12 protein-coding genes are annotated in these 21,421 nt (G+C 58.5%); 9 read left to right on the forward strand and 3 right to left on the reverse strand.

Going from position 1 to position 21,421, the window contains the following annotated elements; all coding sequences use genetic code 11:
* Window positions 1–142: 142 nt before the first annotated feature.
* Both MXF20_RS11865 and MXF20_RS11870 read right to left on the reverse strand, forming a co-directional pair.
* The gene (locus tag MXF20_RS11865; RefSeq protein WP_325969534.1) at window positions 143–2,236 is read right to left on the reverse strand and encodes a putative bifunctional diguanylate cyclase/phosphodiesterase; all 2,094 of its coding nucleotides are present in this window, start codon (window positions 2,234–2,236) and stop codon (window positions 143–145) included.
* A 159-nt stretch (window positions 2,237–2,395) separates the two neighbouring features.
* Entirely contained in the window at window positions 2,396–4,489 is a 2,094-nt protein-coding gene (locus tag MXF20_RS11870; RefSeq protein WP_325969535.1) for a putative bifunctional diguanylate cyclase/phosphodiesterase, read from the reverse strand.
* A 547-nt stretch (window positions 4,490–5,036) separates the two neighbouring features.
* Between MXF20_RS11870 and MXF20_RS11875 the strand changes: the two genes are divergently transcribed.
* The 5 genes from MXF20_RS11875 to MXF20_RS11895 are packed head-to-tail and all read left to right on the forward strand — an operon-like array spanning window position 5,037 to window position 10,245.
* The gene (locus MXF20_RS11875; RefSeq protein WP_325969536.1) at window positions 5,037–5,606 is read left to right on the forward strand and encodes a spore coat protein U domain-containing protein; all 570 of its coding nucleotides are present in this window, start codon (window positions 5,037–5,039) and stop codon (window positions 5,604–5,606) included.
* Between the two features lie 22 nt (window positions 5,607–5,628).
* On the forward strand, window positions 5,629–6,132 hold the full coding sequence (locus MXF20_RS11880) for a spore coat U domain-containing protein (RefSeq protein WP_325969537.1): 504 nt from the start codon (window positions 5,629–5,631) through the stop codon (window positions 6,130–6,132).
* A gap of 23 nt (window positions 6,133–6,155) precedes the next feature.
* A complete protein-coding gene (locus MXF20_RS11885) occupies window positions 6,156–6,854 on the forward strand; it encodes a molecular chaperone (RefSeq protein WP_418936852.1) in 699 nt (232 codons plus the stop codon).
* Entirely contained in the window at window positions 6,854–9,286 is a 2,433-nt protein-coding gene (locus MXF20_RS11890; protein WP_325969538.1) for a fimbria/pilus outer membrane usher protein, read from the forward strand. The genes MXF20_RS11885 and MXF20_RS11890 overlap by 1 nt, the downstream gene beginning before the upstream one ends.
* A complete protein-coding gene (locus tag MXF20_RS11895; RefSeq protein WP_325969539.1) occupies window positions 9,283–10,245 on the forward strand; it encodes a spore coat U domain-containing protein in 963 nt (320 codons plus the stop codon). Before MXF20_RS11890 ends, MXF20_RS11895 begins: the two co-directional genes overlap by 4 nt.
* 284 nt (window positions 10,246–10,529) lie before the next feature.
* Here MXF20_RS11895 and MXF20_RS11900 read toward each other — a convergent pair whose 3' ends face one another.
* On the reverse strand, window positions 10,530–11,852 hold the full coding sequence (locus MXF20_RS11900; RefSeq protein ID WP_325969540.1) for an MFS transporter: 1,323 nt from the start codon (window positions 11,850–11,852) through the stop codon (window positions 10,530–10,532).
* A 402-nt stretch (window positions 11,853–12,254) separates the two neighbouring features.
* Between MXF20_RS11900 and MXF20_RS11905 the strand changes: the two genes are divergently transcribed.
* The 4 genes from MXF20_RS11905 to MXF20_RS11920 all read left to right on the forward strand — a co-directional run bounded on the left by MXF20_RS11905 (window position 12,255) and on the right by MXF20_RS11920 (window position 21,296).
* Complete coding sequence (locus MXF20_RS11905) at window positions 12,255–14,099, forward strand: Ig-like domain-containing protein (RefSeq protein WP_325969541.1); 1,845 nt, start codon at window positions 12,255–12,257, stop codon at window positions 14,097–14,099.
* Window positions 14,100–14,294: 195 nt separating this feature from the next.
* Window positions 14,295–16,640, forward strand: coding sequence for an Ig-like domain-containing protein (locus tag MXF20_RS11910; protein WP_325969542.1), 2,346 nt, complete (start codon window positions 14,295–14,297; stop codon window positions 16,638–16,640).
* A gap of 12 nt (window positions 16,641–16,652) precedes the next feature.
* A complete protein-coding gene (locus MXF20_RS11915) occupies window positions 16,653–18,791 on the forward strand; it encodes an Ig-like domain-containing protein (RefSeq protein WP_325969543.1) in 2,139 nt (712 codons plus the stop codon).
* A gap of 192 nt (window positions 18,792–18,983) precedes the next feature.
* Window positions 18,984–21,296, forward strand: a complete 2,313-nt coding sequence (locus MXF20_RS11920; protein ID WP_325969544.1) for an Ig-like domain-containing protein — start codon at window positions 18,984–18,986, stop codon at window positions 21,294–21,296.
* The last annotated feature ends 125 nt before the right edge of the window (window positions 21,297–21,421 follow it).

Below are 21,421 nucleotides of genomic sequence, written 5' to 3' on the forward strand. Positions count from 1 at the left end.
AACGCGCACGCGGGAAAGGGAGAAAAGACACACAACGCGCACGCGGGAAAGGGAGAAAAGACACACAACGCGCACGCGGGAGAGGAAGAAAAGAAACACCGCGCGCGCGGAGAGAGGAATAGGATGCGGCGAACAACAGGCCCTACTTCACCGCGGTCAGCACCCCGGGTTTGTCCTTAACAAAATCCGGCAGTTCGCTGATGCGCTCTGGCGGCAGCGGTTTACCCAGCAGATAGCCTTGCAGGGTATCGCAGCCGAGTCCGGTGAGAAACGCCTGCTGCTCCTGAGTTTCTACCCCTTCGGCCACCACTTTGAGATCCAGCGACTGCGCCAGCGCGACGATGGCGGAGACAATGGTCGCGTCTTCCGATTTTGCCTGCAGCTCGTTAACGAACGCGCGGTCAATTTTCAGCTCGCTGGCCGGTAAGCGCTTGAGATACAACAGGCTGGAGTAGCCGGTGCCGAAGTCATCAATCGAGGCTTTTACCCCCATGTTGGTCAGCTCGGTCAGGATACGCACGCTCTCTTCCGGGTCGCGCATCGCCGTGGTTTCGGTGACTTCCAGCGTCAGCAGCTCGGCCGGAATCTGGTGCTGCGCCAGTGCCTGTGTGACGGTATCGACCAGGTTGCATTGCTCAAACTGCAGCGCAGAGAGGTTGACCGCCACCGACCAGTCTGGATGGCCCTGCCGGTGCCAGAGATGCAGCTGGCGGCAGGCTTCGTTGATCACCCAGTTGCCGATATTGACGATCATCCCGGTCTTCTCGGCGATCGGCAGAAACGTGTCCGGTGCCAGCAGACCGCGCGTCGGGTGCTGCCAGCGCAGCAGCGCCTCAAAGCCAATGATCGGCCCGCTTGGCGCGCAGTACTTGGGCTGATAAAACAGGCGCAGCTCGTTGCTGTCCAGCGCCTGCCACAGATCGTTGTTGAGCTGCAGCTGCGACTGCGCCAGCGTGTTCATCGACGGCTGAAAGAAATTGTAGCCGTTGCGGCCGTTGTTTTTAGTGTGATACATCGCGGCGTCGGCGTTAAACATCAGCTCGCGCTCATCCTTGCCGTCGCCGGGATAAACGGCAATGCCGATACTCAGCGACACCATCAGCTCGTAGCGCGAGACGCTAAATGGCCGATCCACTGCTTTCACCAGCATATCCGCTACCGCCGCTGCATCGTTGGGATCGCCAATCTCAATCAGCAGCACGAACTCATCGCCGCCCATGCGCGCCAGCGTGTAGTGCCCTTTCATCTGGCTGGTCATGCGTTCAGTTACCGCAATCAGCAGGTTATCGCCGACGTGGTGACCAAAGGCATCGTTCACCGCCTTGAAGCCGTCGAGATCCATGAACATCAGCGCGAACTGCGAACGCTCGCGATTGGCCTTGCTAATCGCCTGCTCCAGGCGATCCTCCAGCAGAATGCGGTTCGGCAACCGCGTCAGATTATCGTGCAGCGCCAGCTGCGCCAGCTCGCGGTTGGCCTCCGCCAGTGAACGCGCGAGGATCGAGGTGCGCGCCTGCATGCGCGCGTCAAGCATTGAGACCAGCAGCGTAATGCCGAGGATCGCCAGCGTCACCACCGTGACCAGCATGGCCAGCCAGTCGCTGTTCACGCCATGATGCGTGGCGTGACTGTGCATCGGGAAGTTGGCCGCCGCCATGCCGGTATAGTGCATGCCGGCAATGGCGCAGCCCATCACCACGGCAGCTCCAAAGCGCAGCAGCGTGAGGCGACCGTGCCCTTCGCGCAGGTTGAACGCCAGCCACAGCGCGGCACCGGAGGCCACCAGCGCAATCAGCACCGAAACCGCAATCCAGCCCCAGTTCCAGCTGATACCGGGCTCGAACATCAGCGCCGCCATACCGGTGTAGTGCATCGCCACTACGCCGGATCCCAGCACCAGCGCGCCGCCCACCAGCCGTCGCCACGGCAGATCGACGGACGAGCACACCAGCCACAGCGCAAAAATCGAGGCGAGAATTGCCACGATCATCGACGCGGCGGTGAGCAGCGGATCGTAGCTCATTACCATTTCCAGGCTCATCGACAGCATGCCGATGAAGTGCATGGCCCAGATGCCTACGCCCATGGCGAAACCGCCGCCCAGCAGCCAGACCAGCGCTACCCGGCCGGAGGTTGAAGCCACACGCCCCGCCATATCCAGCGCGGTAAAGGAGGCCAGCATCGCCACCAGGATTGAAACAATCACGGTAAACGGATCGTACGAAGTCACTAACATAGTGATTTCCCATATAAAGCTGTGTTAAGTCAGCTGTGGTGTTGTTGAAATGAAAAAGAAAATGTTGGTTTTATAATTGAAATTATCGGCAGACCGGCTGCCGATATGAGTCACTGAACGATGAAAGCTTCCGATGTGAAGGAGAACAAAAATTGCTGGTCAGGCGCCGGTGAGCGGCAGCACGTTATCAGGAAAGTGCGGTGCCAGTGCCGTAGTGAATTCGCCGATGCGCTCAGCCGGCGTCGGTTTGCCGAGTAAATATCCCTGCAGCGTATCGAAGCCGAGGCCGGTCAGCAGGCGCTGCTGCTCCTCGGTTTCCACGCCCTCTGCCACCATGCGCAGGTTAAGGCTTTGCGCCAGCGTCAGCATGGCGGTTACCACGGTTGCATCCTCGCTGTCGGCGCGCAGGCTGTTGATAAAGGCGCGGTCGATTTTCAGCTCGCTGGCTTCCAGATGCTTGAGGTGCAGCAGGTTGGCGTAGCCGATGCCAAAGTTATCAATCGCCACTTTAACCCCCAGCCGCTGCAGCTCAGCGATGCGCTGCTGACTAAACTGCGGATCGCGCATGGCAATGTTTTCAGTGATCTCCAGCATCAGCGCGCCTTCCGGCAGCTGATAGCGCTGCAGCGTCTGGCGCAGCGTATCGATTAAATCGCGCTGATGGAACTGCAGCGCTGACAGGTTAACCGACACGCTCCAGTCGCGGTTGCCTTCGTCCTGCCACTGTCGCAGCTGACGGCAGGCTTCGTTGATCACCCAGTTGCCGAGCGCCACAATCTGGCCGGTTTTCTCGGCGCGCGCCAGAAACATATCCGGCATCAGCAAACCGCGGCGCGGATGCTGCCAGCGCAGCAACGCCTCAAAACCCATCAGAATGGTCCCGCCCGCGCGAAACTTCGGCTGGTAGAACAGGCGCATCTCCTGAAATTCCAGCGCGTTCCATAAGTCGTTAGCCAGCGCCAGCTGATGCTGTGCCACCGCGCTCATCACCGGCTCAAACAGGCTCCAGCCGTTACGCCCGCTGTGCTTGGTGTGGTACATGGCCGAGTCGGCGTTGAACATCATCTCCTGCGGGCTGCGGCCATGCTGCGGGAAGATCACGATGCCGATGCTGAGCGACACGCGCAGCGAATAGCGATCCAGCTCAAACGGCGCATCGATGCTGTGCACCAGCCGCTGCGCCAGCGCTTCAGCCTGCGACGCTGCATAGTGCGGACAGAGCATGACAAACTCATCGCCGCCAAGGCGCGCCAGTAAGATCCCCGCGTCAAGCTGGGCGCGCAGGCGTTCAGCCACGGCGATCAATAAGCGATCGCCGACGTGATGGCCCCAGGTATCGTTTACCGCTTTGAAGCCGTCGAGATCCATAAACATCAGGGCGAAGTGCTGGTCATCCAGCGTCGCCTGTTTGATTTGCGTGCTGAGCTGCTGGTCCAGCATCACGCGATTGGGCAACGCGGTAAGATTGTCATGCAGCGCCAGCTGACGCAGCTCGTTGTTGGCGCGACGCAGCCGGGCAGCAAGACGCGCAGCGCGCAGCTGGGCATCCAGCATCGAGATCAGCAGCGTCAGACCAAGAATCGACAGCGTAATAATGGTGACCCACACCGCAAGGCCATCCTGCCCCATGCCGTGGTGCTGCATGTTGCCCGGCGCGCTGAACTGCGCTGCTGCCATGCCGGTATAGTGCATGCCGGCAATGGCAACGCCCATCGCCAGCGCCGCGCAGGCGCGCATCAGCAGCAGGCTCTCGCCGTGACGCAGATGAAACGCCAGCCAAAGCGCGGTGCCGGATGCGCCGTAGGCAATCAGTACCGACAGCGCCACCAGGCGGAAATCCCAGTGAATGGCGGGTTCAATCAGCAGCGCCATCATGCCGAAGTAGTGCATGGCGACCACGCCGCTGCCGAGGATCACCGTGCCGCGCAGCAGCCGGCGGCGCGTCAGATGGCTGCCCTGCAGGCCCTGCGCAAAGGCGAAAATACTGGTGAGGATCGCCAGCAGCAGTGAGAAGGCGGTCAGCGGAATGTCATAGCGCATGGTCATTGGCATCATCATCGCCAGCATGCCGATGAAGTGCATCGCCCAGATGCCAATGCCCATGGCGGTTCCGCCGGCGACCAGCCACAGTTTGGCCAGCAAGCCACGCGACACGGCGACGCGCCCGGCGGTATCCAGCGCAGTAAACGCCGCAATAAACGCGACAATCAGCGAAACGGCAACCAGAACGCTATCCCAGGTAACCAGCAACATGTGCGCTCCTCCACTCAACCCGCGGCGGCGCAGGTGCGGTATCGTCAATTAACAACAGAAAAAGTGAAAACATCAATTAAAGGCAGGTAATGGCCACCGGCGATGCGGCAATACGAAAACAGATCCAGTAATAACTGGAGGTATTGCACGGCTATTTTTTATTCTCATCGTCTGTCGCGGCCGGGAAAAGTAATGATATCTGATTAATGCATGAACATAGCATTGAACCCGAAGTCGCGGTAGAGGGAGGAATCACTTGCAGTTTGGTTTTTTTAACCGCTCGCCAGGCCTTGTTATTACTGCGTTATCGGCGAAAAGAATCAATTGATTAGCAAAAATTCTCCGGTCAGATGTACAAGCGGCAAAAGGGTGTTCTATAGTAAACAAAACTGATATAAATCACTAAGTCAGCCTCTAAGAATTTTCTTAGGCGGCAGGGCATTATGTTCGTTTGCCGATCGCGGCGTCTTGTTATTTACGGGTTCGTTTCATTAATGAATCACCAGGCGAAAAAGCACTGACCTTGGATAATCAGTAAGGATTGATTATGAAACTCAAGCTTTTTCTTTTGGCTACCAGCCTGAGCGCCGCGCTCGCCCCGGCAACCGTTTTTGCCGCCACCACAACGGGAACCATCAATGCGACCCTGACCCTCACCACCGGCTGTCTGGTGAACGGCCAGTCCGCCACCACCGGGGTTAACTTCGGTACCCTGAATTTCGGCAGCAGCGCGGCGACCTTCGATACCCTGAACGCCACCTTAGTCGGCGCCGCCGGTAACGGGATCTACGTGCGCTGCACCACCGGCCAGACGTTTAACGTACAGGTGACCAGCAGCAACGCCGCGCCCGCCACGGTATACGGCACGGTGAGCGGCCAGCCGCGCTACCTGGTGCTCGGCTCCGACAATACTCAGGGCATCGCTTACACCCTGTACAGCGACAACGCCTTTACCACCGCTATCGCCAATAACACCAACATCGCCGCCAGCGGCACCACCGATCCGACGCTCGGCACTAACTATGCCATTTACGGTCGCGTCGTCGGCGGCGGTTTCAATCCGCTGATCCCGGCAGGCACCTACACCGACACCATTAATGTGGCGGTGAATTACTGAGGCCAGCGTTGGGGTAAGAAGGATGGTCTGGCTGCAGCGCGCCGGCGGCCTGGCCCTGCTGATAGGGAGTGTCCCGGCCTGGAGTTTGCCCACGGCAACCTTCCAGGTCTCTGCGTCAGTGGTGGCAGGCTGCGTGGTCTCCGGTACCAATACCGGCGTGTTTGGCACGCTGGATTTTGGCACACAATCCGGCGTGGCGAGCAGCAGCGTCAGTGCCAGCTATGTGCAAAGCACCACCATCAATCTCGCCTGCACGCCGGGTACGGCCGTCAGCATGAGCATCAACGGCGGCAGCAATTACACCAGCAGCCGCAACCTCAAACATACCAGTAACACCAATACCGTGGCGTACAGCCTGTATACCAATGCGGCGCACACCACGGTGATTCCGGTTAACTCGCCGGTAGCGCTGAGCTACAGCAACGCCAGCAACATCGTGCTGCCGATTTATGGCCTGTTAACCCTGCCCGGCCCGACGCGCGCCGGGACCTATACCGATACGTTAACCGTCACCCTGAGCTGGTGACGGCAGCATAAAAAGGATGAAAAATGATGAGCCTGCGCGCCCTGCTTGTGTGGTTTCTTCTGGCCCTGTCGCCCGCCAGCTTTGCCGCCAATTCGCTGATGATCTGGCCGATCGATCCCGCCATCAACCCACAGGAAAAAGCCAGCGAGCTGTGGCTGGAGAATCGCGGTAACGCCACCACCATCATGCAGGTGCGCATCTTTAACTGGCAGCAAATCAATGGCCAGGAACAGTATCAAACCCAGCAGCAGGTGGTGGCCAGCCCGCCACTGGTGAGGCTGGAGCCGGGCCAAAAGCAGCTGGTGCGCCTGATCCGACAGAGCGCGCCGCCCGCCGGCGAGGAGCAAGCCTATCGCGTGGTGCTGGATGAGATCCCAACGCCGCGCTCGCCGGGCGATAATCAGGCCGGGTTGACGTTTCAGATGCGCTATTCGGTGCCGCTGTTTGTCTATGGCGATGGCCTGACGCGCGACAGCGCCAAAGCCGATCTCAGCTGGCGTCAGGTCAGCACGGCAGGTCAGCGCTGGCTGGAGCTGACCAATCGCGGCAACGGCCACGCGCGCCTGAGCAATGTCACGGTCGGCGGTCGCGCGCTCGGCAATGGCCTGTTTGGCTATGTGCTGGCCCACAGCAGCCACCGCTGGCCGCTGAACAGTGCGCTGAGCGGCGAACTCGCGGCCGAGGTGAATAAAAGCCACTGGCGTAGCGCTGCCACGCGCTGATGAAGCTGACGCCACATCCCTGCGCGCTGGCGATCACCAGCGTGCTGTGCTTTTCCCCGCTGAGCAGTGCAGAGACTTTTTCTGAGCTGCCACCGCCGCCGGCCGTCAGCCATAGCGCCAGCGGTCAGCAATATATGCTGGAACTGGTGGTAAACCAGCGCGAACGGGGCGAGATTGTGCCGGTAGAGCGGCGCAACGGTGAGTTCTGGCTGCGCAGTGGCGATCTGCAGCGCGCCGGCATTCCGGCGGCGAAGCTGGCTGGCGAACAGGTCGCTCCCGGTCAGTTGGGTGAGGTTAAAGTGGAATACGATGAACGCCGTCAGCGCCTGCTGCTGACGGTGCCGCCGGCCTGGCTGCCGGCGCAAACCCTGGGTCAGCCGCAGAATGGCCCGCGTTATCCGGGCCGCGTCAGCAATGGCGCACTGCTCAATTATGACTTCTACGCCACGCGCACCGACAACGCCGGTTCGCGCCTCTCCAGCTGGCACGAGCTGCGTCTGTTCGGCCCGGCCGGCCAGTTCTCCAGCAACGGCGTCTCTATCCAGCAGCTTGAGGGCGACACCCGCGGCCAGCAGCAGGGTTACATTCGCTACGACACCTGGTACAGCAACGAGAACGAAAACGCCGCGCTGAGCTGGCGCGCCGGCGATTTAATCACGGACGCGCTGGGCTGGAGCAACAGCGTGCGCCTCGGCGGCGTGCAGATTGCGCGCGACTTCAGCGTGCGGCCGGATTTGGTCACCTACCCGCTGCCGGCCTTCAGCGGCCAGGCGGCGGTGCCGTCGTCGGTCGATCTGTTCATCAATGGCTATCGCAGCGCGCAGGCCAACGTACAGCCGGGGCCGTGGTCGCTGAACAACGTGCCGTTCGTCAATGGCGCGGGCGATGCGGTGATCACCACCACTGACGCGGTCGGCCGCCAGGTGACGACGACGCTGCCGTTTTATGTCTCCAGCAGCCTGCTGAAAACCGGCCTGTCTGATTATGCCTTCTCCGCCGGGGCGATTCGCGAGAATTACGGCATCAAAAACTTCGATTACGGCGCGGCGGCGGCCAGCGGATCGTATCGCTACGGCCTGCGCGACTGGCTGACGCTGGAGTCACACGCCGAAGGCAGCAGCGACGTGGCGATGGGCGGCGCCGGCGCGCTGGTGAAGCTGGGCAGCCTGGGCGTCATCAACGCGGCGCTGGCGCAGAGCCAGCTGGACGGCAGGCCCGGCACTCAGTACAGCTGGGGTTACCAGTACAACAACAGCTGGTTCAGCCTTAGCACCCAGCACACGCTGCGCAGCGCGGATTTCGGCAACCTCGCGCTGGTCGGCAGCCGCGGCGACAGCGCCAATACCAGTTACTCGCTCGCCAGGCGCAGCGCGCAGTACACCGCCAGCGTGTCGCTCAGCCAGTACGGCAGCGTGGGGCTGGCGTATCTGGATATCGCCGGCGGCAGCGGCGATCGCACCCGCCTGTGGAATCTGTCGTGGAGTAAAAACCTGTGGGGCAACAGCAGCCTGTATATTGCCGCCAGCCGCGATCAGCAGCAGGGCGACTGGAGCGGCGCGATTTCGCTGGTGATTCCGTTCGGCGAACAGAGCAGCGCATCGATCAGCGTCGAGCGCGATCAACAGGGACAAAGCAATCAGCGCCTGTACGTGTCGCGCGCCATGCCGAGCGACGGTGGGTTTGCTTACGATGCGTCATGGGCGCGTCAGGGCGGCGACAGCAGCGATTATCGCCAGGGCAGCCTGCGCTATCGCAACAACAAGATCGATACATCTGCCGGCTTTTACGGCGACGATGACAACACCACGCAGTGGGCCGACTTCACCGGCTCGCTGGTGCTGATGGACAACCAGCTGTTTGCTGCCAACAACATCAACGATGCCTTTGTGGTGGTGAAAACCCGCTATCCGGATGTGACGGTGCGCTATGAAAACCAGCCGATGGGGCGCACCGATGACGCAGGCTATCTGCTGGTGCCCTCCATCAGCAGCTACTACGGCGCGAAGTACGATATCGATACCCTCGATCTGCCGGCTGACATGACGGCACCGAAAGTGGAGCAGCGCTTCGCGGTAAAACGCAAAAGCGGCTATCTGCTGAACTTCCCGGTGGAGCGACTGCGCGCCGCCAGCGTGATCCTGCACGACAGCGACGGCCAGCCGCTGCCGGTCTCCAGCCAGGTGCTGCGCCGCGATCGCGCTACCGAATATGTCGGCTGGGACGGCCTCGTGTGGATGGAAGATCTCCGCGCCAGCAACCCGATGCGCGTGGTAACACCGGACGGACGCCAGTGTGAAACCACGCTGGCTATCGCTGACGGTCAGCCCAAAGCGCTGCAGACTTACGGTCCGCTTACCTGCCCGCTGCCGCCTGCGCCGCCCGGCACGGCGGTGAATGCCGCCAACAACTCACAATCAGGAATCTCGCCATGAGGAAGCTTCTGTTATTACTGCTGTGGCTGCTGCCAGCCAGCAGCTATGCGCTCTGTTCGCTCTCGGCCCCCAGCGCCAGCTTTGGTACGCAAACCACCTTTTACGTGCAGTCGACGGCGCTCAATACCTCCAGCAACACCAACGTCAACTGTGGCTCCGGCACGCTCAATCTGCTGGGCAGCGATTACATCGCCTATGCGTTTACCACCGCCAACTTCCTGAGCGGCACGCGCGCCACCCTGAAGGCGTCTGCCAGCGGCACCGATAACGTGCCGATTCAGCTGTGCATCGACAGCGCCTGTGCCACCGAACTGCGCCAGGGCGGCAGCTATCGCTGGAACTCTTCCGCGCTGCTGGCGCTCGGCAACAGCCTCAATTTTGTCATTCCGCTCTATTTTCGCACCGTGCCCGGCCAGGTGATCGCGGCGGGCAGTTACAGCACCACGATTACGCTGACGGTGAGTTATAACGTATGCGCCGGGGTGAATCTGGCGGGCGTGTGTGTTGGCACAGTGCAGAGCAGCAGCGGCACGGCGATGCCGATCACCGTGAACATGGTGATCACCAATGACTGCACCACCATTACGGCACCTAACGTTAACTTTGGCAGCGCGCCGCTGGTCGGCAGTTTTTCTACCGTGCAGCAGACGATTAACGTGGTGTGTTCAAAGGGCAGCACGTATACGGTAGGACTGAGTAACGGCAGTTATTTCAGCGGCACCACGCGTCAGATGGCCAGCGGCACCAACCGGCTGGCGTACGATATCTATAAAGGCACCACCACCGCCAATCGCTGGGGTCCGAGCGGCAGCGACCGCTGGAGCAGCGCGACTTCCACATCGCTCAACGCGGATAGCGTGACGCGCAATTTTACCTACACGGCGCGAATTCTGACCACGCAGACGACGCCGGCAGCGGGCAATTACAGCGATAGCGTGGTGGTGGATTTGGCGTTTTAACGGGCAGGACGGGAGCTGGCTGGCTCCCTCATCCCCCGCCTTCTCCCGCCCGCGGGAGAAGGGGCCGATCGCGCGAATGTTGAGGTGCAGTGCAGGTTAGTGAAACCGCACTGAGCGGTTCCCTCTCCCGCGTGCGGGAGAGGGGGCCGATCGCGCGGGTGTTGAGGTGAAGCGCAGGTTAGTGAAACCACACTGAGCGGTTCCCTCTCCCGCACGCGGGAGAGGGTTAGGGTGAGGGCAAGTGGGAGTATGTTAAAGTGAGGGTCAGCGCGCACCGACAATCATTACAGCGACACCCCCACAGCCGTTGCGCTGTGCCGCGCCTGATACTGCTTCACCATGCGGCCAATCAGCAGCGTGCCCACCAGGCCGCACACCGCGGCGAACGACAGCCAGACGCCCGGCATGGCTTTATCGCCGGTGGCATGAATCAGATAACTGGAAATCGCTGGCGTAAAACCCCCGAACAGCGCGGTTGCCAGGCTGTAGGCCAGCGAAAAGCCCGAGGCGCGCACTTCGGCAGGCATAATCTCCGCCAGATACACCACCATTGCGCCGTTATAGCTGGCGTACAGAAACGACAGCCACAGCTCCGCTTCCACCAGGTGCGCAAAAGTCGGCGATCCTACCAGGCCGTGCAGCACCGGCCAGGTGGTCAGAATCATCAATACGGTAAAGGTAATCAGCAGCGGCCGCCGTCCAACGCGGTCCGACAGCGCGCCCATCACCGGCAGCCAGAACAGGTTGGAGATGCCGACAAACAGCGTCACGAGGAAGCTCTGTTTGTCACTCATCATCAGCACGGTTTTGCCAAAGGTCGGGGTGAACGCGGTGATCATGTAGAACATCACCGTGGTCGTCACCACCATCAGCATGCCGGCCAGCACCAGCGCCCAGTTTTGTCCCACAGAACGCACAATCTGGCCCATCGACGGGTGCGATTTACGCTGGCTGAAGGCTTCGGTCTCTTCCAGCATGCGGCGAACCCAGAACAGGAACGGCACAATCAGACAGCCGACCACAAACGGAATACGCCAGCCCCATTCAGTGACCGCGTCCTTCGCCAGCAGATGATTGAGCCCCAGCCCCAGCAGCGCGGCGAAGATCACCGCCACCTGCTGGCTTCCCGACTGCCAGCTGACGTAAAAGCCTTTGCGGCCTTTCGGGGCCACTTCTGCCAGATACACTGACACGCCGCCCAGCTCAACACCGGCTGAAAAGCCCTGCAGCAGGCGACCCAGCAGAATCAGAATCGGCGCTGCCGCACCCAGCGTGGCGTAACCCGGCACCAGCGCGATGGTCAGCGTACCGAGCGCCATCAGGCCGAGCGTTAGCAGCAGCCCTTTGCGCCGCCCGTGATGGTCGATGTAGGCACCCAGCACAATCGCGCCGAGCGGACGCATCAGGAAACCAGCACCAAAAGTCATCAGCGTCAGCATCAGCGAGGCAAACGGATCGTCGCCCGGGAAAAAGGTTTTTGCAATGGCGGTGGCGTAGTAGCCAAACACCATAAAATCGTACATCTCAAGAAAGTTACCGCTGGTAACGCTGAAGATGGTTTTGGCACCGCCCTGCGATGACTTTTGTAAAGCGTGACTTGAGCTCATATCGTCCTTCCTGGTTTTTCTCCTGTTTTAGCCTGCCGGCACGCGAATAGATGTGATCCTGTTCACCATTGCACTTTACAAAAGTACAAACAAAGGTAACAAACAGTTAACACAGCCGGTCCGATCACCTTATGAGGAAAGTTAATAATTCAGGGCTTTCCAGGTAACAGACTGAGCACTGAGCATCGAACTTTCCGCTGGCATTACGTCAGGCAGATCAAGCCTGAGCAAAAAAATGTCATGAGACATATCCCGTTATTTTTAATGCCTTTTTCATTAGCCGAACTAATTAAGATCAGTCTTAGAAACGAGACGATTCTGGTACATGCTGCCACGCCCTCCCCCGTTATGCTGGGCAGGCAACGGTAATCACGCCGTTGTTGATTTTGGTGGAGAATACTTATGCTAACACCTCTCAGCTTTGACCCCTTTTCATCCATTAATACCTTGCGAGTGGGAACCCCTTATCCGCTGCTGAGCGGCAGCCTGCCGGCGCAGGCCGGTGAAATCATTGAGTTCATTATCAACGATCACCGCTACAGCACACCGATTGCCGCCGATGGCAGCTGGTCATTTCAGCCGCCGTTCTCGCTAAGCGAAGGCAGCCACGAGATGGTGGCGCGCATCGGTGCCAATGGCGAACCGCATCCGTTCTCTTTAGATGTAACGCTCCCGGTGCCGGATAAACCGGGGATTACCGCGCTGTTCGATGATGTCGGCAGCGAAACCGGCCCGGTCGGTCGCGGCCACACCATTGATGACACCACGCCCAAAGTGCAGGGCTATGCACTGCCAGGCAGCACGGTGCGGCTGTACGATCACGGCAGGTTGATTGGCAGCACCGTGGCCAGTAAAAGCGGCGAATGGTCGCTGGAACCCGTGCTCGCCGCGGGCGGGCATCAGTTAACCGTCACCGCGACCGACGCATTCGGCCGCGTCAGCGAACCTTCTGAACACTTCGACATTAATATTGGTGAGACCGGGCCGGTGCCGCCGACCATCAGCTACGCCATTGATGATGTTGGCACCGTGCAGGGCCAGCTCGCCAGCGGCGCCACCACCGATGACTTTTCGCCGCTGATTGTTGGCCGCGCGGAGCCGAACAGCATCGTTTATCTGTTCGCACAGAACGATCACGGCGGCATCGGCTATAAAGGCAGCGTCAAAACCGATGCCAACGGCGACTGGGTGATTCAGTCACGCGGGATGATCAGCGGCGACGGCATCTACACCTTTTATGCCTCTTACGAGAACAGCAAAGACGACTACCGCCCGGATTTCAGCCTGAACATGTCGGCGCTGGAAAATCTGCGCCCCGCCATCGACTTTGCGCGTGACGATACCGGCGCTCACACCGGCCAGGTGTACCATCGCGGCACGACCGACGATAAAACGCCGGTGCTGCAGGGCCGCGGCGCGCCGGGCAGCATCGTGGAGATTGAATACAACCTGAGTAACAGCGGCTGGCACAGCGCGGGTAGCGTAATCGTTGATGCCCAGGGCAACTGGCAGTTTGCCGGCTTCGAACTCACCTACTTTGGCGAATGGGGTTTCCGCTCACGCGGCGTGGCCGGGGGCAAAGCCAGCGCGTGGAGCGATAAGTTTGAGCTGCTGGTGATCCCCGGCGCGCCGCTTGAGCCAACCATCGACTACGTCTGGGACAACGCGGGCCCGCTGCAGGGGCCGGTTTATCAGCACGGTTCAACCGATGACACCACGCCAACGCTGCGTGGCAGTGGCACGCCGGGCCAGGTGATTGAGATCGAATATGGCGTGCAGGGCGAAGGGTTGCGCCACGCCGGCAGCGTGCTGGTCGATGCCGACGGCAAGTGGAGCTTCACCTCACCGTATCTGCATCAGCCAGGGCTGTGGGAATATCAGGCGCGTGCCTCAACCGGCGAGATGAAGAGCAACTGGAGCAGCAAATTCGTGCTCGATGTCAGCCCTGACGCCGCGTTCAGTCAGCAGGCGATCGAGGATGATCAGCCGCAAGCGCTGACGCTGCAACAGCTGCTAAGCGAAGGTGGCAAAGGGCTATTCATTGAGGACGACAGCACCCAACTGCTGGTAAACGGCAAGCCGGGCGACAGCGTGCAGCTGCAGGATATCCTGCCAGCAGGCGAAGCGGCCGACGGCTGGACGCAGCAGACCGGCACCCTGACCATCGCCGGCACGCAATACCACGTCTGGCAACACGGCGACGCCGAACTGCTGGTACAGGACGGCGTGCAACTGCAACTGGTCTAACCCCCCTGATGCCGTGCGCGCAGCACGGCATCACCCTGCCCTCCTTTCCCGGCTTTTCACCCGTTCGGACTTTTCTCCGTTCGGGACAGGTCTCATACAGCGTTTTACGTCATCTATTACAAAATGCGCACTTTATAACAAGGCGCAGCGGCCTTCGCTGCAATGGACCCGACGTAAAACACAGGAATATTTTCCATGGATCTGTTTGATTTTAAAGAGGTGAAGTACCTCGAGCGCGACACCAGTACGCCAACCTTCTCCGGCACCATCAACTCAGAAGTGGGTAAAGGCGGCCAGGTAATGATTACCCTCGGCGACAGGAATTTCTTCGTCGACATCAACCCGCAGGACGGCAGCTGGAAATGGACGCCACCGGAAGCGCTGGCCAACGGCGAATACAGCCTCTCCTTTATGACCATCGATACTGCCGGTAACCTCAGTACGCCAACCCAGCGCACGCTGATCGTCGACACCACGCCGCCAGTCGCACCGACCCTGCTGAATATGTACGACGATCAGGGTGCCATCACCGGCAGCTTTGACGCCGGTAAAATGACCGACGACCGCCGCCCGACCCTGACCGGCATCGCCGAGAAAGGCACTGTGGTTTATCTGAAAGAGGGCAACACCGTTATCGGCAGCGCGAAGGCCGATGAAAACACCGGCCTGTGGACGCTGGAACCGAATGTGGACCTGACGGACGGCCGCCATAACCTGACGCTGGTCTCTGCGGAAACCTTCGCCGGTAAGGTGCGCGAGGGCAAAGTATCCGATGAGTTCAGCATTACCATCGGTAAGGACGGCGACGTGCCGAGCGATCCGGGCGGCGTGGCAAAAATCATTGAGGCAATCGACAATGCCGGCAGCCTGAATGGTTCACTGAAGAGCGGTGGCATCACCGATGACACTACGCCAGAGCTGCGCGGCAGCGCGCCGGAAGGCAGCGTGGTGCGTATTCAGTACCGCAACGATAAAGGTGAATGGATCGACGGCGGCAACGCGGTGATGAACGGCAGCAGCTGGAGCTGGACACCAAACCCAGCACTGGGTGCCGGTAACTGGGAGTTCCGCGCTAACGCCGGCAGCGGCTGGACCGACGAATTCAAGCTGGATATCGATCTCGCACCGGCGGGGAAAACTGAAATCACCCACGCTTACGATGACTTCGGCCCGTTCACCGGCATGCTCGGCAACGGCGCCATCACCGATGACCGCACGCCAAACCTGCACGGCCGCGCCGAATCCAACAGCGTGGTATATATCCACTATCGCAACGTGCTGGGCACATGGAAACTGCTGGACAGCGTCACTGCCGGCGCCGATGGCCGCTGGGAGTATGAGACAGATCGCCTTTCCACCGGTTTATATGAGTTCCAGGCAGGAACCTCTGCCACCCGCGATGCGAACGGTAAACCATTTGGGCTACAGCTTGCTGCTCTAGAGACGATTGTGCCAAAGATTGAGTCCGCATGGGATGACTTCAGATTTATTAAAAAAGAAATACAACAAGGGAAATCTACTTATGATCAAACACCAACTGTAGAGGGAAGCGCAGAAGCAAATAGCGTAATCATTATTCAATTGAGTAATAATAATGTTAGCAAAACCGCATCTGTTGTTGCTAATGAATATGGAAAATGGAGTTACACCCCAAATGAAAAATTAATTGATGGCGAATGGACAATAACTGCCAAGGATAGCATCACCAAAAACACAAGCACTCCTTACTCCTTTTTTATTAATAAATTCAATAGTGATAAAGAAGGCTTCGATGCCACAGCAAATATAGATTTTAGAGTTGGAGAAACAGTTGAAACTTCTAATGGTTTACAAATCACCTTAACAGACACCTGGAGCCGCAGCTCTACCAATAAAAGTGGAATTACGAGCCGCGCACTATACATCCTTGATTCTCAAGTCAGAATCGACTTTCATGGTGCAAACCATGTCGAATTCGTTATCAAATGGAGTGAATTCACTAACTATATATCTTATTATGATGAGCATAACAATTTAATTAAAAAAAATGAACTCCCTAAAGCTGCCGGGGGGACTACAGTTTCCTTTGATGCTCCGGAGTCAACGCTAATATCTTATATCGTCATTGATATCAACCCAGAAAAAAAACTCGTCAATGGTTCAGGGGATGGTGTTACCTTTGATAATTTCTCGTGGGAAATATCTGATGCAGCCAATGAAATCAGAGGATCAGACAGTAATAAAGATCATAATATATTTAATGAAATCGCTATTTATGATCTTACTACACTTGAAGAAAACGATATTATTCTAAACATAGAAACCTTACTTGAAAACGGCCAGAAAGATCTCTTCATCGATGACGGCAAAACCCAGCTGATGGTCAACGGCAACCAGGGCGACACCGTGCGCCTCGAAGACATCCTGCCAGAGAGCAGCGAGCAAAACGGCTGGGCTGAGCAGGCTGGCACCGTCACCATCGCTGGCACCCAGTACCACGTCTGGAGCAACGGCGACGCAGAGCTGCTGGTGCAGGACGGCGTGAAAACCGAGCTGGTATAAGGGAGAACTATCATGAACCAGATTCTTAACGCCACTTACCGCTACACCGACGACCCGCGCCGCGGCTACAGCGGCACGTCGCCGCAGGCGCGCAACGGCTTCGCGGAGATCGCTATCGATGGCAACAAGCCGTTCACCGTGAAGGTCGACGCGGACGGCCGCTGGAGCTGGACCCCGTCCGCCGACTGGACGCAGGGCGAGCACATCGTGTCAGTGCGTATGATTGACCCGGCCGGCAACATCGGTGATCCCACCCAGTTTATTCAGGTGGTTGACTACACTGCGCCGGACGCGCCACGCCTGCTCAACATGTACGATGATCAGGGCGACATCACCGGCAGCTTCGACGCCGGGCGCATGACCGACGACCCCCGTCCGACCCTGACCGGCATCGCCGAAAAGGGCACTGTGGTGTACCTCAAAGAGGGCGACACGGTGATCGGCAGCGCACAGGCCGATGCAGTAACCGGCATCTGGACGCTGGAGCCGGACGCCGACCTGAGCGACGGTGCCCATCAGCTGACGCTGGTGGCGGTCGAAACCTTTAACGGCAAGCTGCGCGAGGGCGAACCTTCAGCACCGTTTGAACTGCTGGTTGGCCGCGACGGCACTGCTGCTACGGTGATTTCCCACGCCGTGGATGACGCCGGCCCAGTTACCGGCTCGCTGCTGAGCGGCGCGCTGACCGACGACAGTACGCCACAGCTGCACGGCAGCGCTCCGGCGGGCAGCGCGGTTTTCGTGCAGTACCGCAACGCCAGCGGCGAATGGGTTGACGGCGGCGCGGCGCAGATGAACGGCACCCGCTGGAGCTGGACACCACCGGCTGAACTGGAGGCGGGCAACTGGGAGTTCCGCGCCGGTCAGGAAGGCAGCTGGAGCGACAGCTTCACGCTCGACATCGCCTTCGCCGGCAGCGACGCGCTGCACGCCACGCTGACTCACGCGATTGACGACGCTGGCCCGGTCACCGGTACGCTGCTGAGCGGCGCGCTGACCGACGACACCACGCCAACCCTCACCGGGCGCGGCGAAGCCAACAGCAACGTGGTGGTGCACTACGGCATCGCCGGTGAGTTCACTCACTCGGCGGTAGTGACGGTGGGCGCAGACAGCAGCTGGAGCTTTACGCCGCCGGTGCTGGAATACGGCGTCTGGTCGTTTGTCGTGCAGGCGCAGGGCGACAGCCATCGGAGCGACACCTTCGAGCTCACCCTGCTTGAGAGCGGCCGGCACACGCCGGACATCCTCAGCGTGTACGACGATGTAGCGCTCTACATCGGCGAGATCAGTAACGGCGGCATCACCAACGACCGCCAGCCAGAGCTGAGCGGCGTCGCCGAGGCCAATAGCGTGCTCAACGTCTACGACGGCAGCACGCTGATCGGCAGCGTGCAAGTCGGCGCAGACGGTAACTGGCGCTTTATCACGCCGGAGCTGAGCGATGCGACGCACAGCCTCAGCGTCAGCTATGGTGCTTACAACGCCAGCCTGCCGGCGTACAGCATCGTCGTGGACGCCACGCCGCCGGGCGAGGTAGAAATTGATCCCGAGGCTGGCAGCGGCGAATATCCATCGATTACCCGCGTGTATGATGACGTTGCACTCAGCATCGGTGACGTGCCGGCCGGAGGGATAACCAACGACAGCCAGCCAACCCTTCATGGCACGGCCGATGCAGGCAGGATAGTGAATGTTTATGACGGCAGCACGCTGCTCGGCAGTGCGCAGGCCGGCGCTGACGGCAACTGGGAATTCACCACGCCGGTACTGGTCGATGGTGGTCACGCGCTCAACGTCAGCTATGGCGCTTACGACGCCAGCCGTCCTGCCTGGGCCATCGAGGTAGACGCCACGCCGCCGGGCGAGGTGGAAATCAACGCGCTCGCTCCGCTCAGCCTGACGCTCAGCGACGTGGTGGAAGCCGGTCAGCAGGGCCTGTTCATTGACGACGGCAAAACTCAGCTGCGCGTCAGCGGTCAGGCCGGCGACAGCGTGCAGCTCAGCGATATCCTGCCGGAAGACGAAGCAGTCAGCGGCTGGACGCAGCAAACCGGCACCGTCACTATCGCCGGTACGCAGTATCACGTGTTTAGCCACGGTGACGCCGAGCTGCTGGTACAGGACGGCGTGAAAACCGAGCTGGTGTAGTCCCCCGATGCCGTGCCCGCGGGCACGGCATCCCCTCCCTTTTCCTCCTGCTTTTTCCCTCTCAGACTTTTCTCCCTTCGGGACAGGTCTCATACAGCGTTTTACGTCATCTATTACAAAATGCGCACTTCATAACAAGGCGCAGCGGCCTTCGCTGCAATGGACCCGACGTAAAACACAGGAATATTTTCCATGGATCTGTTTGATTTTAAAGAGGTGAAGTACCTCGAGCGCGACACCAGTACACCAACCTTCTCCGGCATCATCAATTCAGAAGTGGGTAAAGGCGGCCAGGTAATGATTACCCTCGGCGACAGGAATTTCTTCGTCGACATCAACCCGCAGGACGGCAGCTGGGAATGGACGCCTCCGGAAGCGCTGGCCAACGGCGAATACAGCATCTCTTTTATGACCATCGATACCGCTGGTAACCTCAGCACGCCGACGCAGCGTATGCTGATCGTCGACACCACGCCGCCGGTCGCGCCGACGCTGCTATATATGTACGACGATCAGGGTGCTATTACCGGCAGCTTTGACGCCGGTAAAATAACCGACGACCGCCGCCCGACCCTGACCGGCATCGCCGAGAAAGGCACCGTGGTGTATCTGAAAGAGGGCGACACCGTTATCGGCAGCGCGAAGGCCGATGAAAACACCGGCCTGTGGACGCTGGAACCGGATGTGGACCTGGCGGACGGCCGCCACAACCTGACGCTGGTCTCTGCGGAAACCTTTGCCGGTAAGGTGCGCGAGGGTAATGTATCCGATGAGTTCAGCATTACCATCGGCAAGGACAGTGAAGCACCAGCTAATCCGGTGAAGGTCATTGATGCTGTCGACAACGTTGGTAGCCTGACTGGCCTGCTTGAGAATGGCGGCATAACGGACGACACCACACCAGAGCTGCGCGGCAGAGCGCCGGAAGGTAGCGTGGTGCGCATTGAATATCGTAACGATAAAGGCGAATGGATTGACGGCGGCAATGCGGTGATGAATGGTTCCAGCTGGAGCTGGACACCAAACCCGGCGCTGGGTGCCGGGAACTGGGAATTTCGCGCAAATGCTGGCAACGACTGGAGTGAAACATTCAGACTCGAGATCAACTATTCCACAGAATTTGAAGCCTCTATAACTCATGCTTATGATAATGCAGGGCCATATACGGGGATGTTAGGGAATGGAGCAGTCACAGATGATAGTACGCCAACCTTACATGGCCGCGCAGAATCTAATAGCGTAGTATTTATTCACTTTCGTGATTTGTCAGGTCAGTGGCACTTATCAGGAAGCACAGTTGCAGCTGCCGATGGCAGTTGGGAGTATGTGTCTGACCGGATGACTGCAGGAGACTATCAATACCAGGTAAGCAACCGTGCTGAACGTGATACATCGCAAGAAACATTCGATATCAAGATCATTGCCCCGAATAGCTTATCTCTTTCAGTTGAAAGTGCATGGGATGATGTCGGTTACGCGACAGGCAAACTGAAATCGGGAGATACAACAAATGATTCCCAGCCTGACTTTTATGGTGCATACGAAGCAAACGCGACTTTCGTTATTGTGTTTAACAATGCAACAACCGGAGAAAAGCTAAGCTATCAGGTTATGACGGATAATACTGGCCATTGGAAGTTCACACCACCACATGAACTGTCAAAAGGCACATGGACCGTTAACTTCAATGACAGCAATACTGGCTCATTTAAATTAAATATTACTGACAAAATGGATCCAACAATAATCCATGAAGACTTTACTGGTATACCTTTGGGAGTGATATCTTCACCACTCGATATTAATGGAGCAACACTTACAGCCCACTTTGGCCAGGTTTCAGTAGTAGACAGTCCTGGCAGGCAGGTTAAAATAGGTGGTAATTATGTAAGTCAAACAGCAGTAGTTAATATAGAGCTTGATAACTACGCAAGCGAAATCTCATTTAACCTCATGGGCATTCAATTATCAAGCCAGCCAGCCTACATTCGTTTTTTTGATGCTGCAGGAAATGAACTTCATTCTATTGAGGCAAAAAACTTTTCGTGGTCGAAATATGAATTCATGGCAAAAGATGCGCTAATCAGCAAAGTATCCATTGCAGTTTATAGTAATAGTTCTGCGGTCTCAATTGATGACCTTCGCTATGTTGCCGTTGAACCAAGGTTAAGTCAGAACAATCTAATTGATGAAAATGAGCAAATCATTACCCATGCACTTGATGGGGTCGAAAAAATAAATGATTTTGACCAAATCAATATCAACGACATTCTGGATAAGGGCAGCAAAAATCTTTTCATTGAAAATGACACAATCCAACTGATGGTCAACGGCAACCAGGGCGATACCGTGCGCCTGGAAGACATCCTGCCTGAGGGCAGCGAGCAGGAAGGCTGGGCCGAGCAGGCCGGCACCGTCACCATCGCCGGCACCCAGTACCACGTCTGGAGCAACGGCGACGCCGAGCTGCTGGTGCAGGACGGCGTGAAAACCGAGCTGGTGTAATCTCCCGATGCCGTGCGCGCAGCACGGCATTTTCTTCCCTTTTTCCTCCTGTTTTTAATCCGTTCGGACTTTTCTCCCTTCGGGACGTATCTCATACGGCGTGTTACGTCATCTATTACAAAATG

The organism is Pantoea dispersa (assembly GCF_035783935.1).
Classification (GTDB): domain Bacteria; phylum Pseudomonadota; class Gammaproteobacteria; order Enterobacterales; family Enterobacteriaceae; genus Pantoea; species Pantoea dispersa_C.